Origin of the sequence: Kitasatospora sp. NBC_00240 (assembly GCF_026342405.1) — a bacterium.
In the GTDB taxonomy this organism is placed as follows: domain Bacteria; phylum Actinomycetota; class Actinomycetes; order Streptomycetales; family Streptomycetaceae; genus Kitasatospora.
In genome coordinates this window covers 7,108,471-7,123,128 of record NZ_JAPEMU010000001.1, presented here as the reverse complement: position 1 = coordinate 7,123,128, position 14,658 = coordinate 7,108,471, and the positions used below count along the sequence as shown (strand labels likewise).

The following is a 14,658-nucleotide window of genomic DNA, read 5'->3' as shown; positions in this document are numbered from 1 at the left end:
TGTGACGGCCGGTCAGAGCGAGAGAACCGAGGACCGGATGCCGCAGGCGGCGAGGCTGGGAGACACCACCAGCCACACGTACACCCCCGTGGTGCCCGGGGTCCCGACCGGCACCGTGGGGCCGCCCGGCGGGCAGGCCCTGCCCGCGCTGCCGGTGGACCCGGGGCCGCTGCTGGGCATCACCTCGGTGCGGATCGGCGGGCAGCCGGCGGCCGTGGTGGGGACGGTGCACACCTGCACCCTGCACATGCCGATGACGCTGACCCTGACCAACCTGGCGCTGCCGGCCGTGCCCCCGCCGCCGCCGACGGCCGGCCGGGTGCTGATCGGCGGGTTCCCGGCGGCCCGCAAGGGTGACCGGCTGAGCTGCCAGGCGTCGGTGAGCAGCGGCGCGCCGACCGTGTTCGTCGGGGGGCGCTGAGATGCCCGAGCAGTTCGTCGGGTCGGGCTGGGCCTTCCCGCTGCGGACCGACGCCACCGGGTCGATCGCGCTGGTCGACCGGGACAAGGAGATCAGCGAGTCGATCCGGCTGGTGCTGGGGACGGCGCCGGGCGAGCGGCCGATGCGGCCGGAGTTCGGCTGCGGCATCCACGCCTACGTCTTCGCGACGGCGGACGCCGACACCGCCGGGCGGATCTCCTACGAGGTGCGCCGGGCGCTGGACCGCTGGGAGCCGCGGATCCTGGTGGACCAGGTGGAGGTGGCGCTGGACTCCTCCGACCGCGGCACCCTCTGGATCGAGATCCGCTACACCGTGCGGGGCACCAACAACCCGCGCAGCCTGGTCTTCCCGTTCTACGTGATTCCCGCGCACGAGCCGTCGCCCGCCGGCGGCGCGCAGTCTGTTCAGGAGAGTTCCCGCTGATGGCCCTGCCCTCCCCCAATCTCGACGACCGCCGGTTCCAGCAGCTGGTGGACGAGGCGAAACGGTTCATCCAGCAGCGCTGCCCGGAGTGGTCGGACCACAACGTCTCCGATCCCGGGGTGACGCTGGTCGAGGCCTTCGCCCACATGACCGACCAGCTGCTGTACCGGCTCAACCGGGTGCCGGAGAAGAGCTACCTGGCCTTCCTGGACCTGGTCGGGGTGCAGCTGTTCCCGGCGGCGGCCGCCCGGGCCGAGGTGACTTTCTGGCTGTCCGCGCCGCAACCGGTCCAGCTGCGACTGCGGGCCGGCACCGAGGTGTCCACCCTCAGCAGCGGCCACGAGGACCGGATCGTCTTCGCCACCACGGACGAGCTCGCGATCAACCCGTGCGAGTTCGGCTTCCTGCTGACCCGGCCGGCGGACGGCCGCCCGATCGACCGGACGGAGGAGCTGCAGGCCGGTCAGGACGTCGGCTGCTTCGCCGAAGTCCCGCAGGTCGGTGACCAGTTGCTGGTGGGTCTGTCGGCGGCGGTGCCGCACTGCGCGGTGCTGCTGCGGCTGGACAGTCGGGTCGAGGGCGTGGGCGTGGACCCGCGCCAGCCCCCGCTGGTCTGGGAGGCCTACGACGGGGACGGCTGGCTGCCGTGCGAGGTGGACAGCGACGGGACGGGCGGGCTGAACCGGCCCGGCGAGGTGGTGCTGCACGTGCCGGGCGGGCACGCGCTGGCCACGGTGGCCGGCCAGCGGGCCGGCTGGCTGCGCTGCCGCACGGTGCCGGCCAGGCCCGGGCAGCCGTTCTACGCCGCCTCGCCGACCGTCCGGGCGGTCACCGCCGCCACCGTCGGCGGCACCGTGCGGGCGGTCAACGCGCAGAGTGTGGACGGGGAGTTCGTCGGCGACTCGGAGGGCACACCGGGTCAGCGCTTCACCGTGGCGCACCCGCCGATGCTGGGCGGCGACGGGCCGCTGACCGTCGAGGTGTCCGCCGAGGACGGCTGGCGCGACTGGCGGGAGGTGGAGACCTTCGCCGACCGCGGACCGCGGGACCGCTGCTTCACCGTCGACCGCACGAGCGGCGAGGTGGCCTTCGGCCCGGCCGTGCGGGAGCCCGACGGCTCGCTGCGCCAGTACGGCGCGGTGCCGCCCAAGGGGGCCAGGATCCGGGTGGCGCGCTACCGCACCGGCGGCGGCCGGCAGGGCAACGTGGCACGCGGGGCGCTGTCGGTGGTGCGCAGCTCGGTGCCGTACGTGGCCCGGGTGGAGAACCGGGAGGCGGCGTCCGGCGGGGTGGACGGCGAGACGGTGCAGGGTGCGATGGAGCGCGGGCCGCTCCACCTGCGGACCCAGGACCGTGCGGTGACCGCGGCCGACTACGAACTGCTGGCCCGGCGGGCGGCGCCCTCGGCGGCCAGGATCCTGGCGCTGCCGGCGGGCCGCGGCGCGGAGGAGGGCGGGGTGCGGGTGCTGGTGGTGCCGGCGGCCGTCGCGGACAGCGGCGACCGGCTGCGCTTCGAGCAGATGGTGCCGCCGGACGACATGCTGGCGGGCATCGCCCGGTACCTGGACGAACGCCGTCCGATCGGCGCCCGGCTGGTGGTCGAGCCGCCGTTCTACCAGGGCGTCACGGTGGTCGCCCGGTTGATGGCCCGACGCGGCACCGCGACCGGCCAGGTCCGCGAACGGGCCCTGGACGCGCTCCACCGCTACCTCAACCCGCTGACCGGCGGCGCCGACGGCACGGGCTGGCCGTTCGGCCGCCCGGTCCAGGCCGGCGAGGCGTACGCGGTGCTCCAGCGCCTGCCGGGGGTGGAACTCGTGGACGACGTGAAGCTGTTCCCGGCGAACCCGTTGACGGGCGAGCGGGGCGCACCGGGCGACCGGGTCGACCTGGACCGCAACGCGCTGGTGTTCTCGTACCAGCACCAGGTCCGGGTGGAGGAGCTGTGAGCGGGATCGGAGCCGTGAGCGGAAACGGTGCGGTGAGGGGGAACACCGGGCCGCAGCGGCCCGGCGGGGACGGCGCGCGGTACGCCGTGGACGGCCTGGCCTCGCCCCGGCCGTTCGCCGCCCGGCTGCCGGAGGTGTACGCGGACGGGGAGTTCGGCGGGCGCTTCGTGGCGGCCTTCGACGACGTGCTGGCACCGGTCTTCGCCGTGCTGGACTGCCTGGACGCCTACTGGGACCCGCGCTTGGCGCCGCCGGACTTCCTGGCCTGGCTGGCCGGCTGGGTCGCCGCCGACACCGCGGCCGGGCAGCCGGTCGAGCGGCTGCGGCTCACGGTGGGCGAGGCGGTCCGGGTGCATCGGCTGCGCGGCACCCTGGCCGGGCTGACCGCGCACCTGCGGTTGTCGGACGTCGACGCGAAGGTCACGGACAACGGCGGGGCGCACTGGTCGGCGACCCCGAACGGGCCGTTGCCGGGCTCGCCGCGGCAGTCGCTGCTGGTGCGGGTGGCCGTCCCGGCGGACGAGGGCGACCCGACCGCGCTGGTGCGCCGGGTCGGGGCACTGGTGGAGGAGCACCGCCCGGCCCATGTGGGGTACCGGGTGGAGGCGGTGCAGTAGGCCCGGCACGACAGCGGCGGCCGGGGGCTCCTCCGCCCCCGGCCGCCGCTGTCGTGCTGCCGCTCCGCGCTGCGTCCTGGCTGCCGTTCCGCGCTGCCCGGTGGGGCGCCGGCGACGGACCCGCCGCCGGCACCCCCGGCCGTTACGGCTTCGGCCAGCTGGTCGGCTGCACCACACCGGGCGCGGCCTGGTCCTTCACCCAGCCGGAGATCAGCGCGAGCAGGGCGGTGCTCGCGCTGCCCGCCGCCGCCGGCTGGTCGCTCTGGTACTTCGGGATCGCGGTCGCCAGCTTGGCATCGTCGTACGAGGCCGTCGGCAGGGCCGTCTTGCTGTTCCAACTGGTCAGCAGCTTGCGGACGTTGTCCTCGTCGGCGGCCAGGTCGGCGGCGCTCAGCTCACTCTGGTCGGCCCAGCGCAGGGCGGCCCTGGTGGCGAAGACCTCCCAGGTGGTCTTGCCCGGGCCGACCTTGGAGCCGTCGCCGATGACGTCCCACATCCACAGCGCGGACATGGTCGCGCGGCCGAGGTTGCCGGACTTGTCGGTCGCGAGCAGGGTGCCCGGCGGGGTCCGCTTGTGGTCGTCGGTGGCCTTCTGGAAGCAGGCGATCTTCTCCACCGTCGCCGCGTCCATCTGACCCGCCGTGACGGGCTTGGTCAGCCGGCAGTCGTTGGTGGCGTCCAGGCGCTTCAGCCGCTCCTGGGCGAAGAACACGAAGAGGTTGGGCGTCTTGTCGCCCGCCTTGATCGGCAGCGCGGCCCGGGCCGGGGCAGGCGGCACGGCCGGCGCCGGCGCGGCCCCGCCGCCACCACCGGAGGCCGTACCGCCACCGCCGCCACCGGAGCCGGAGCCCCCGGCGCCGCCACCGGAGGAGCTGCCCGTACCGCCGCCGCCAGCGGGCTGGCCCGGGAGCGGGTCCGGCGCACCGGGCACCGCCGGGGCCGGCGCGCTGGGCTCGGGCGCGAGCGGGACGGGCTCGGGGGCGATCGGTGCGGCGGCCCCGGCCGGCTGGGCCGCCGGCGAGGCGGCGGGCTTCGCGCGGCTCGCCACCGAGGGGCTGGCGGTCAGCCAGAGCGCCAGGCAGCCGAGCAGCGCCGCCGCGAGAACGCCGAGCAGCCCGGCCGCCCAGCCGGGCAGCACGGCCCGGCCGAGGTAGCTGCCGTCCAGGGTCAGCGGCTCGGCGCCGACCCGCTGGACGGCCAGGGTGACCGGCAGGGTCTCGCTGCCGCCGCTCCAGCGGATCCGCCGCGGTTTCACCGTGACCTTGCTGAACACGGCCCGCCCGGGGGCGATCTGCACCGAGGACGGGTGCAGGTCGAAGTCGAGCTGGTCGCCGGTGTCCCGGCCGGCCAGCACGGCGGTGACCGGGGTGTTCCCCAGGTTGTCCACGGCCAGTTGGAGCCGGCCCCGGAACCGGCCCCGGCAGACCGGAGGCACCAGTTCGGCGTGCAGTTCGGTGAACGGGGCGACCGAGACGACACCTTCGACCACCGTGGTGGCCGAGCGCTGCTCGGCCGGGGTGACCTGCAGGGCGTACGGGTGCGGCCCGGCGGCGGCCTCCGGGGAGCGCGGCGGGGCGAAGACCAGCTCCACCGTGCCGGTGGTGCCCGGGTAGAGCGTCAGCGCGGCCGGTTCGATCCGCAGCCACAGCGCCGGGCCGCCCAGCGGGGCGACGCGGTACTCCTCGACGACGTCACCGGTGTTGCGGACCCGCAGGGTGACGGTGGTGGTGCCGCCCGCGTCCACGGTGGCCGATGCGGGTTCTAGGGAAGTCCAGATGCTCACCGCCGGACTCTAGGCAGCGCCCGGACGGTCTGTCAGCGGTCACCGGGGCCGTCCCGGGGGCAGCGCCGGCTGCCCTTGCGGGCAACGGGCGGGGGCGCCCGGGCGGACGACGCGGGGGGAGCCGGACCGGTCCCGGCAGCGGTCCGGCTCCCCCGCCCGGGCGCCGGCTACTCCTGGTCCGGGTCGGCCGGTTCGAACCCGGCCGCCAGCTCGGCCCGGCGCCGGATGCCCAACTTGCGGAAGCTGTTGGTCAGATGGGTCTCCACCGTGCGGATCGCCAGGTGCAGCAGGCCGGCGATCTCGGCGTTGGAGTGGCCGGCCGCGGCGAGCCGGCAGATCCGCTGCTCGCTGCTGGTCAGCGCGGGCGCGCCGGTGTGCCGCTCGGTGGTCAGCCGGGCCCCGGACTCCTGCAGCAGGCCCACGGCGACCGTCCGCAGCCGGACCGCGCCCAGGCGCTCCGCCCGGGCCGCCGCCTCCCGCAGGGTACGCCGGGCGGCGGCCCGCCGGCCGGCGCCGCCGAGCAGCTGCCCGAAGGTGATCAGGGCCGGGATCAGCTCGGTCGCCACCTCCGCCTCCGTCAGCAGTTCCACCGCCTCCCCGGCCATCGCGAGCCCCTGCCGTCCACCAGTGGCGGCGGCCAGTGCCCGCATCGCCCGCCCGACGGTCCGGGGAGTGCCCCAGACCCGGGCCAGCCGCAGCTCCTCCGCGGCCAGCTCCACGGCCTGGCCGGGCAGCCCGAGCAGCACCTGGCAGTCGGCGGCGGCCGAGCGCCACGGGGTCACGATCGGACTCTCCACCTGCCGTTCGCGCTGGCGGCGGCCGCACTCCAGCAGGTCCGCCAGGGCGGTCGCGGGCCGACCGGAGGCGAGCTGCAGCAGGCCCCGGGCGTACAGGTACTCGTTCCACTCCCAGGAGCCGTGCGCCCCGCCCGCCTCGGCCGACCGGGCCAGCTCGTGGGCCTCGTCCAGCCGGCCGGTCTCGGTCAGCGCGATGACGGCCTGCGCCACCAGGTGGGCGTTGCCCAGGGAGAGCAGGCCCTGGTGACCGACGTCGCCGTCCGGCCCGGCCGTCCCCGCCTCCCGGGCCGGCGCCCGGCACTCGTCCAGCAACTGCCGGTACTCCCCGCGCATCACCCGGCTCTCCGCGCGGACGCTGAGCAGGCACTGGTACCCGGGGTGCAGCAGCGGGCCGCGGTAGGCGGCCATGCTCTGCTCCACCAGCCGGTCGGCCACCGGGAGCAGGTCGGCCCACTGGGCCAGGGTGGCGGCCGAGGCGGTGACGTACGACTGCGAGAACGGGTCCTGCGGGGCCTCGGTCAGCTCGCGGACGCGCTCGGCCACCTCGGCGGCGGACAGCAGCCCGCTGGTCGAGTCGAACTCGGTGAGCAGCGCCCGGGCGGCCGGCGCGATCCGCCGGGGGGTCCGGGCCGCGATCCGGCGCAGGCCCTCGACCACCTGCAGCCAGCTGTGGCCGTCGTGCGAGGAGATCAGCGCGGCGGCGGCCTGGACGGCGCGGGCCAGGTCCTCCCGGTCGGCGAAGCGGTCGGCGAGCTCCTCCAGCACCTCCAGTGCGGCGGCGGTCTCGCCCCGGGCGGCGAGCGCCGCGCCGAGGGCGTTGGCGGCCGCGAAGACGCCTTCGTCGGACTGCTGCAGGTGGACGGCCTCGGCGAGGTGCCGGATCCCGGCGGCGTGCCCGGTGGCGCCCAGGGAGACTTCCAGGCAGCCGAGTTCGGTGAGGGTGGCGCCGCGGCGACGGGTGGACAGCGGCTCCGCGAGGGCGCGGCGCAGCAGGGCGGCGGCCAGCGACTGCCGCCCGCCGCGCCGGGCGGCCCCGGCGGCCCGGTGCAGCACGTCGGACGCCCACCGCTCGCCGGGGCCGGGGACGAGCAGCAGGTGCTGGGCGATCTGCTCGTCGGGGTCGCCGCGCCGGTGCAGCAGGGCGGCGGCGGCCCGGTGCACCTCGGCCCGGCGGGCGGCGTCCCAGCCGGCCAGGACGGCCTGGCGCAGCAGCGGGTGCGCGAAGCCTGGCCGGCCGCCGTCCGGTGCCGGGCGGAGCAGTCCCTGCGCCGTGAGCCCGGCCAGCCAGCCGGCCAGCCGGAGCGGGTCGGCGCCGGTGAGTTCGGCGAGTTCGGCGGCGACGGCGGCCTGGTGGTCGGGCTCGACCGGCTGCGGGCCGGCCGGGGCCGGGAGGGGCGGGACCTCCGGGAGGTCCGTACGGTCCGCGAGGTCGGGAGGCGCGGCCGGGCCGGCCGCCGGCGCGGGCCGGCCGCCGTCCAGCTGGGCCAGCGTGCGGGCGGCGGTGGCGACCTCGGGGCCGGAGCTGTGCAGCCAGTGGTCGACCGCGTCGGCGAAGGCGGCGGGCACCGGCCCCAGGCCGGCCGCGGTCTGCCGGGCCCGGTCGCGGGGCAGCGCGGCGAGGTCCGTGAGCAGGGCGTCCAGCAGCAGCGGGTTGCCGCCGGTCGCCCCCACGCAGTCGTCCACCAGGGTGTCGTCCGCCGGTGCCTCGTCCGGCGAGGCCCCGTCCACCGTCGTCCGACCCGCGACCTGGGTGCCGGCGGTGGCGCCGGGCGGGCCGCCGGGGGTGGCGCCGCGCGGCCGGGCGACGCCCAGCCGGCGGCCGGCCAGGTCGGCGACCGCGGCGCGGCCGAGCGGCGCCAGCAGGCAGGTCTGCGCCAGCGGGGCGGTCAGGGTGCGGCCGAAGCCGGCCGCCGGGGCGCCGAGCTCGGGCCGGCGCCGCTCGGTGACGACCAGCAGGACGGGCAGCCGGTCGATCCGGCGGCAGAGCTGGTGCAGCCACTGCCGCGAGGGGGCGTCGGCCAGGTGGACGTCGTCCACCGCGAGCAGCAGCGGGCGGTGCGAGGCGTGCAGGAGCAGCAGGTCCCAGAGGTCGGCCTCCGGATCGCCCGGTGGTGGCGGCCCGGCCCGTCCGGTGGCGCCCGGGGTCCGGGTGGCCAGGCCGCGGGAACGGGCGCCCGGGTTGAAGAGCTGCCGGGCGGCGGCGTACGCGCTGTGCGACTCCTCGGCCGAGCAGCGGGCCCGCAGGACGCCGAGGCCGGTCGCCGCCGGGCCGGCCGCGACCGCCGCGAGCAGGGCGGTGCGGCCGGTGCCGGCGGCGCCGGTGAGCAGCAGGACCCCGCCGGAGCCGTGCCGGGCCCGCTCCGCCATCTCGCCGGCGCGGGCGAGCGCCTCCGTGCGCTCGGCCAGCCACGGGCGGACGAGGTCCGGCCGCGGCCCGCCCGACCGGGGGGCCGGGATCCGGTCCGCCCCGGGCCGGATCCCGGCCCGGGCGGCGCCGGCGGGGTACCCGACGCCGGTGGCCGGACGGCTGGTGCCCGTGCCGCCCGTGGTCCCCGCGCCCGCCCTCGTGGTCGGGTCGCTGTTCGTCCTCGTGGTCCCCGCGCCCGTCCTCGTGGTCGGGTCGCTGTTCGTCCTCGTGGTGTTCGCACCCGTTCTCGTGGTCGCGGCGTCCGTGCCCGTACTCGTGGTGCTGCTGCTGGTCATCGTGGTCCTCTCGGCCGAGGACCCGGACGCGCCGGGCCGAACGGGTTGCTACTCCGTTCACGCAGCCGGAGGCCCTGACGCTGCATCAGCGGGACCTCGCGGGGCTGTGAGCTTCGTCGCACGACCCGCGGGCCGGCGGCCCGATCTCGTGGTGCACCACGATGGCCGGGCCGGCCCACCTGCGGGGAGCATGGGTGTACGGGGGTCGAGGCCATGCCGATCGACCCCCTTTCCACATCGTGGGCCCTCCCCGCTGTCAGGCACATGCGGACCATGCTCTCAGCGTTCACAGCGCCGGGCAGTGGCGGGCCCGGCATCCAGGAGGGGGAGCCATGACTGTCCTGCAGGCCGACGGAGCCGTTCGGTCCGGCGTACGACCGGGGGTACGGGCCGGGGTGCGGATCCCCGTGGTGGTCCACGCGGCGGACCCGATCTCACGGGCCGGCGCGCTCAGCCAGCTCAAGCAGTGCGCCGCGCTGGAGCTCGTCGAGGAGCAGCAGGCGACCACCGGGGCGGTCGCCGTGATGCTGGCCGAGACCGTGGACGCGACCGTGACGGCGGCCCTGCGCCGGATGGTGCGCGGTGGGGAGGTGCGGGTCGTCCTGGTGGTCGAGCGGATGCGCGAGGCCGAGCTGCTGGAGGCCGTCGAGTGCGGGGTGGCGGCGATCCTGTGGCGCCGGGAGGCGACCGCGCCGAGGCTGGGACAGGCGGTGCTGGCGGCCGCCCGGGGCGACGGGGACCTGCCGGCCGACCTGCTGGGCCGGCTGATCGTGCAGATGGGGCGGCTGCAGCGGAGCGTGCAGGGACTGCCCGGGTTCACCCCGCCGGGGATCTCGGAGCGTGAGTCGGACATCCTGCGGCTGGTCGCGGAGGGCTGGGACACCGCCGAGATCGCCGCCAAGCTGTCGTACTCGGAGCGGACGGTGAAGAACGTCCTGCACGGGCTGACCACGCGTCTGCACCTGCGCAACCGGGCGCACGCGGTGGCGTACGCGCTGCGCGAGGGATACATCTGACCGGGCCGGGGCGGGCCACGAACGGCCGGCCCGGGCGACCGACGGTGCAGCCGGCGGGGCAGCCGGCGGGGCAGCGGGTGTACGGGCAAGGAACGGGGCCGACGGGCGGCGGACGGGCGCGCCGGCGGGGCGCCGGACCCGGCCGCCGTCATTCCGGAGTCGCCAAGATCTCACCTGTTGGAAACGTCGGGGGGCTATCGGCGCGGGGCCGTGGCGAGGCAGACTTCTACGCGCGTTCCTCTACGCGCGTCACCACCCTTTGACGGTCCGTCCACAGCCCCACCTGGAGTCGTTGATGCCCCTGAACCGCCGTGACTTCGTCGCCCGCTCCGCCGCGACCGCCGCCGGCGCGGCCCTGGCCGGCGGCGTCTCGGTCGCCGCCGCAGCCCCCGCCGCGGCCAAGGGCGCCGAGCCGCAGGACAAGAAGGCTGCCAAGAAGCAGGCCTTCACCGTCATGGGCACCACCGACCTGCACGGCCGGGTGCTCAACTGGGACTACTTCACCGACGCGGTCTACGCCGACAAGGCGCACAACGAGGTCGGCCTCGCCAAGATCTCCACGCTGGCCAAGCAGGTCCGCGAGGAGAAGGGCTGGGACCGCACCCTGCTGATCGACGCCGGCGACACCATCCAGGGCACCCAGCTGACGTACTACTACGCCCGGGTCGACCCGATCGCCACCGACGCCGACACCGCGCCCGAGCACCCGATGGCGCTCGCCATGAACACCATGGAGTACACCGCCGCCGCGCTCGGCAACCACGAGTTCAACTACGGCATCGACACCCTGCGGGCCTACGAGGAGCAGCTGGACTTCCCGCTGCTGGGCGCCAACGCGCTGCACGCGAAGAACGACAAGCCGGCCTTCCCGCCCTACGTGATCCGCAAGATCAAGCTGCCCGGCGGTCCGACGCTCAAGGTCGGCATCCTCGGCCTGACCAACCCCGGCATCGCCATCTGGGACAAGGCGAACGTCGCCGGCAAGATGACCTTCCCCGGCATCGTGGAGACCGCGAAGATCTGGCTCCCGAAGCTGAAGGCGGCCGGCGCCGACGTCGTCGTGGTGGCCTGCCACTCCGGCATGGACGAGGCGACCTCCTACGGCGACCAGCTGCCCTGGGGGGAGAACGTCTCGGTCGCCCTGGCCGAACAGGTCGCGGGCATCGACGCCGTCCTGGTGGGCCACGCGCACAAGGAGATCCCGCAGCGGCTGGTCGTCAACAAGGAGACCGGCAGGACCGTCGTGCTCTCCGAGCCGCTCTGCTGGGGCCAGCGGCTGACCTGCTTCGACTTCGAGGTCGAGCTGGACAAGGGCGCCTGGAAGGTCACCTCGCTCTCCTCCCGTGTCCTGAACTCCAACACGGTGCCGGAGGACCCGGAGATCGTGAACCTGATGACCGCCCAGCACAAGAAGGTCGTCGAGTACGTCAACCAGGTCATCGGCACCGCGAAGATCGCCCTGTCGATCACCGAGGCGCCGTTCCAGGACACCCCGATCATCGACCTGATCGGCAAGGTGCAGGCGGACGTCGTCAAGGCGGCACTGGCCTCCACCTCGTACGCCAACCTGCCGGTGCTGGCCCAGGCCGCGCCGTTCAACCGCACCGCGGTGATCCCGGCCGGGCAGGTCAAGCTGCGCGACGCCGCCGGGTTGTACATCTACGAGAACACCCTGGAGGCGCGGATCCTGACCGGCGCCCAGATCAAGGACTACCTGGAGTTCTCCGCGAAGTACTACAACCAGCTCGCCCCGGGCGCGGCGGTCGACAAGGCGACCCTGACCAACGCGCAGAACATCCCGGACTACAACTACGACTCGGTGTACGGCGTCAGCTACGACATCGACATCGCCCAGCCGGCCGGCTCGCGGATCGTCAACCTCTCCTTCGACGGCAAGCCGATCGATCCCGCCGCCCAGTTCGTGCTGGCGGTCAACAACTACCGCGCCAACGGCGGCGGCAACTTCCCGCACGTCGCCGCCGCCCCCAAGGTGTGGGCGAACTCGGACGAGATCCGCAACGCGATGATCGGCTGGGTGAAGGAGAAGGGCGTCATCGACCCGGCCGACTTCGCCTCGGTCTCCTGGCGCCTCGTCCGGGCCGGCGTCCCGGTCTTCTAGGCCCGGACCCGCACCGGCGCACCCGCGCACCTGGGGCCCCGGCCCGGAGCGACCGCTCCGGGCCGACCGAGGCCCACCGGGAACGCACCGGCGGGCTGCCCGGACAGCCCGCCGAGTACCCCGGGCTGCGCGCTGAACTCTGGTACGCGGGCTATCTGTTGGGGATCACCGCACCCCCGGACGGTCCCGCGCCGGGCGACCCCGTGGTCCGCGCCGCCCTGCGCACCCTGGCCCTGGGCGGCACCAACAGCCTGGGCCCGGTGCGCCGCTGGGCCGACCGGCACGCCGACCGGCTGGCCGAGCTGGTCGCGGACGGCGTGGCGGCCGGCCGTACCCACCGCCGCCGGAGCGGCCCGCCGACCGCCCTCACCCCGTCCCGGACGGCCGCCCTGGCCCCGGCCGAGGAGATCTGGCAGCGCACGCCCGTCCCGGAGGCGACGTGACGGCCCGCCGACTGGTGTTCTCACCGCACGCCGACGACGCCGTGCTGTCCTGCTACGGCGCTCTCGGACCGGGGACCGAGGTGGTCACGGTGTTCGCCGGGGCCCCCGCGGACCCGGCGCTGCTCACCGACTGGGACCGCTCGCTCGGCGCCACCAGCTCACGCGAACTCGCCCTGGAGCGACGCGCGGAGGACCTCCGGTCCTTCGCCCCGTTGGGCCTGGTCCCCGAGCAGTGGGCCCACCTGGACGGGCAGTACCGGCCCGGCGAGGCTCCGCAGCGGCTCGGGGCCGACATGACGGGCCGCGTCCGGGCCGCCGCCGAAGCAGTGGCGGCGGCCGGCGGCGGCGAGTGGGAGGTCTGGCTGCCGGCCGGGCTGCTCACCCACCCGGACCACGTCATGGTCCGGGACACCGGCCTCACGGCGTGCGCGGAACTCGCGGACGAGGGGGTGCGACCCGCCCTGGTGCTGTACGGCGAGTACCCGTACCAGCTGTTCCAGATCAGCAACCACCTCCGGGCGGCCGGCACCCGGTCCGGCTTCGCCTGGACCAACGACCACCCGGAGCCGTTCGCCGCCTGGGCCGCCGAGCAGTTCCCGCTGGCCACCGCCGGGCGGCACCGCGCCCGGCAGAGCCGGCTGTCGGCGGCGGACGGTGCCGCCAAGGAGGCCGCGATCAGGGCGCACGCCAGCCAGCTCGACGTGATGGACCGCCAGGTGCACGGGCAGCTGCTGAACCGGCGGAACCTGCGGCTGGAGCACTGGTGGCCGCTGCACGGCGCACCGGCGGCGGCATCCGACCTGAGCGCGGCCGGGACGGCCGGGACCGGGGGCGAGCGGTGAGCCCGCCGTCCACCGGGGTGCGGCCCGCCGAGGCGGCGGCCGGCGCTCCGGCCACCGCGGCCGCCCGCTGGCGGGTGCGCCTCGGCCTGCCCGAACTGGCCGGTCAGGGCCGGGTGGTCGCCGCCACCGTGCTGGACGCCTTCGGCGTCGGGATGTTCGTCCCGCTGTCGTTCCTGTTCTTCGTCCTGACCACCGATCTGACGGTGGCCCAGGTGGGGCTGGGGTCCGCCGTCGCCACCGCGCTCTCGCTGCCGGTCGCCCCGGTGGCCGGCAGTATCGTCGACCGCTGGGGTCCGCGGACCTCGCTGATCGCCAACAACCTTCTGGTGGCGGCCGGTTACCTCTGCTACCTGCTGGTGGACTCGCTGCCGGCGCTGATCGGCAGCATGCTGCTGGTGCTCTGCGCCGAGCGCCTGTACTTCGCGGCCTGGCCCGCGTTCGTCGCCGATCTGGCCGAGGGCGCCGAACTGGACCGCTGGTACGCCTTCACCACGGCGGGCACCAACGCCAGCGTGGGGATCGGCGGTGCGGCGGGTGGTCTGCTGCTGGGCAGCGGCTGGTCGAGTGCGGCGGTGTCCATCGTCGTGGTGAACGCCGCGACCAGCCTGGTCGCGGCGGTCCTGCTGATGACGCCCGTCCGGGTCCGCCCGGCCGGCCCACGCCCCCTGACCCCACCGCCTCCGCAGCCTCGGTCCGCCGCGGCTCGGGAACCGACCGGGCCCGTCGACAGCGCGACCCCGGCGGGCACCTGGGCGGGATGGCGGACGCTGTTCCGGGACCGGGTCCTGCTGATCCTGATGGCGGCCCAGGCCGCGTTCGCGTTCGGCTGGCTGATCCCGACCGTGGTGCTGCCGGTCTACCTGGTCGAGGTCGACCGGATGCCCGCCTGGCTGCCGTCGACGGCCCTGACGGTGAACGCGGTCACCATCGTCCTGAGCCAGTCCCTGGTGACGGCCCGGGTGGTGGCGTACCCGCGGACCAGGGTGGTGTCCTGGGCGGCGGTCCTGATGCTGGGTTCGATCGGGCTGCTCGCGGTCGGCGCGGCCGGACGCGGCATCGGGACGGTGGTGGTGGTCTACGCGGCGGTCCTGCTGTTCACCGCCGGGCAGATCCTGGCGGGTCCGGCGACCACCGCCATCTCGGCGACCGCCGCACCGGCCGAGGCGCGCGGCCGCTACCTGTCGGTGTTCAACCTGACCTGGGCGCTGTCCGCGATCGTCGGCCCGTTGCTCGTCGGCGCGCTGATCGAGCGGCACGCCGGCGTGTTCTGGGCGATTCTGGCCGTCCTGGTGGCGCTCGGCGGTCTCGGCTACCGGCTGGCCGACCGCTGGGCGGCGGCCGACCGGTGAGCCACTTCCAGGCCGACGGTGCAGATCGGGGGCAGGTCGCGGGGCAGGCGGGGGGCCAGGTCGCGGGGGCAGGCGGGGGGCAGGTCGGGGACCGGATCCGGGACGTACGCACCGGCTGCGCACCGCCCGCGACGGCGGGCCCCCGGCGCGCCGGCGGACCACCCGGGCCGGACG

Annotated in this window: 11 protein-coding genes; 9 read left to right on the top strand and 2 right to left on the bottom strand. The window is 75.8% G+C overall.

Annotated features, from left to right (window positions below):
• Position 1 precedes the first annotated feature (1 nt).
• Genes OG689_RS30495 through OG689_RS30480 form a run of 4 tightly spaced genes read left to right on the top strand, consistent with a single transcriptional unit; the run spans position 2 to position 3,432 of the window.
• Positions 2 to 421, top strand: coding sequence for a PAAR domain-containing protein (locus OG689_RS30495; RefSeq protein WP_266324068.1), 420 nt, complete (start codon positions 2 to 4; stop codon positions 419 to 421).
• Between the two features lies 1 nt (position 422).
• Positions 423 to 866 (top strand): GPW/gp25 family protein, encoded by a 444-nt coding sequence (locus OG689_RS30490; RefSeq protein ID WP_266324067.1) that lies wholly within the window; start codon positions 423 to 425, stop codon positions 864 to 866.
• Positions 866 to 2,815 (top strand): putative baseplate assembly protein, encoded by a 1,950-nt coding sequence (locus OG689_RS30485; protein WP_266324066.1) that lies wholly within the window; start codon positions 866 to 868, stop codon positions 2,813 to 2,815. Before OG689_RS30490 ends, OG689_RS30485 begins: the two co-directional genes overlap by 1 nt.
• A 14-nt stretch (positions 2,816 to 2,829) precedes the next feature.
• Positions 2,830 to 3,432, top strand: a complete 603-nt coding sequence (locus tag OG689_RS30480; protein ID WP_266324065.1) for a phage tail protein — start codon at positions 2,830 to 2,832, stop codon at positions 3,430 to 3,432.
• Between the two features lie 142 nt (positions 3,433 to 3,574).
• Here the strand turns inward: OG689_RS30480 and OG689_RS30475 are convergent, their stop codons facing one another.
• Together OG689_RS30475 and OG689_RS30470 are read right to left on the bottom strand one after the other, a co-directional pair.
• Positions 3,575 to 5,215 carry a peptidoglycan-binding protein gene (locus OG689_RS30475; RefSeq protein ID WP_266324064.1) on the bottom strand — a complete coding sequence of 547 codons (1,641 nt, stop codon included), beginning with the start codon at positions 5,213 to 5,215 and terminating at the stop codon, positions 3,575 to 3,577.
• Positions 5,216 to 5,382: 167 nt separating this feature from the next.
• Positions 5,383 to 8,715 (bottom strand): LuxR family transcriptional regulator, encoded by a 3,333-nt coding sequence (locus OG689_RS30470; protein ID WP_266324063.1) that lies wholly within the window; start codon positions 8,713 to 8,715, stop codon positions 5,383 to 5,385.
• Positions 8,716 to 9,047: 332 nt separating this feature from the next.
• Here OG689_RS30470 and OG689_RS30465 point away from each other — a divergent pair, with 332 nt between their 5' ends.
• The 5 genes from OG689_RS30465 (at position 9,048) to OG689_RS30445 (ending at position 14,484) form a co-directional block, all read left to right on the top strand.
• Positions 9,048 to 9,731 carry a LuxR C-terminal-related transcriptional regulator gene (locus tag OG689_RS30465; protein ID WP_266324062.1) on the top strand — a complete coding sequence of 228 codons (684 nt, stop codon included), beginning with the start codon at positions 9,048 to 9,050 and terminating at the stop codon, positions 9,729 to 9,731.
• Between the two features lie 295 nt (positions 9,732 to 10,026).
• Positions 10,027 to 11,850, top strand: a complete 1,824-nt coding sequence (locus OG689_RS30460; protein WP_266324061.1) for a 5'-nucleotidase C-terminal domain-containing protein — start codon at positions 10,027 to 10,029, stop codon at positions 11,848 to 11,850.
• A 158-nt stretch (positions 11,851 to 12,008) separates the two neighbouring features.
• On the top strand, positions 12,009 to 12,293 hold the full coding sequence (locus OG689_RS30455) for a hypothetical protein (RefSeq protein ID WP_266324060.1): 285 nt from the start codon (positions 12,009 to 12,011) through the stop codon (positions 12,291 to 12,293).
• Entirely contained in the window at positions 12,290 to 13,135 is an 846-nt protein-coding gene (locus OG689_RS30450; RefSeq protein WP_266324059.1) for a PIG-L family deacetylase, read from the top strand. Before OG689_RS30455 ends, OG689_RS30450 begins: the two co-directional genes overlap by 4 nt.
• Positions 13,132 to 14,484, top strand: a complete 1,353-nt coding sequence (locus OG689_RS30445; RefSeq protein ID WP_266324058.1) for an MFS transporter — start codon at positions 13,132 to 13,134, stop codon at positions 14,482 to 14,484. The genes OG689_RS30450 and OG689_RS30445 overlap by 4 nt, the downstream gene beginning before the upstream one ends.
• Positions 14,485 to 14,658: the final 174 nt, after the last annotated feature.

Excerpts from the sequence above, each read along its gene's own strand:
- OG689_RS30490 (WP_266324067.1), top strand. The coding sequence starts at position 423 with ATGCCCGAGCAGTTCGTCGGGTCGGGCTGGGCCTTCCCGCTGCGGACC.
- OG689_RS30485 (WP_266324066.1), top strand. The coding sequence starts at position 866 with ATGGCCCTGCCCTCCCCCAATCTCGACGACCGCCGGTTCCAGCAGCTG.
- OG689_RS30470 (WP_266324063.1), bottom strand. The coding sequence starts at position 8,715 with ATGACCAGCAGCAGCACCACGAGTACGGGCACGGACGCCGCGACCACG.
- OG689_RS30465 (WP_266324062.1), top strand. The coding sequence starts at position 9,048 with ATGACTGTCCTGCAGGCCGACGGAGCCGTTCGGTCCGGCGTACGACCG.
- OG689_RS30460 (WP_266324061.1), top strand. The coding sequence starts at position 10,027 with ATGCCCCTGAACCGCCGTGACTTCGTCGCCCGCTCCGCCGCGACCGCC.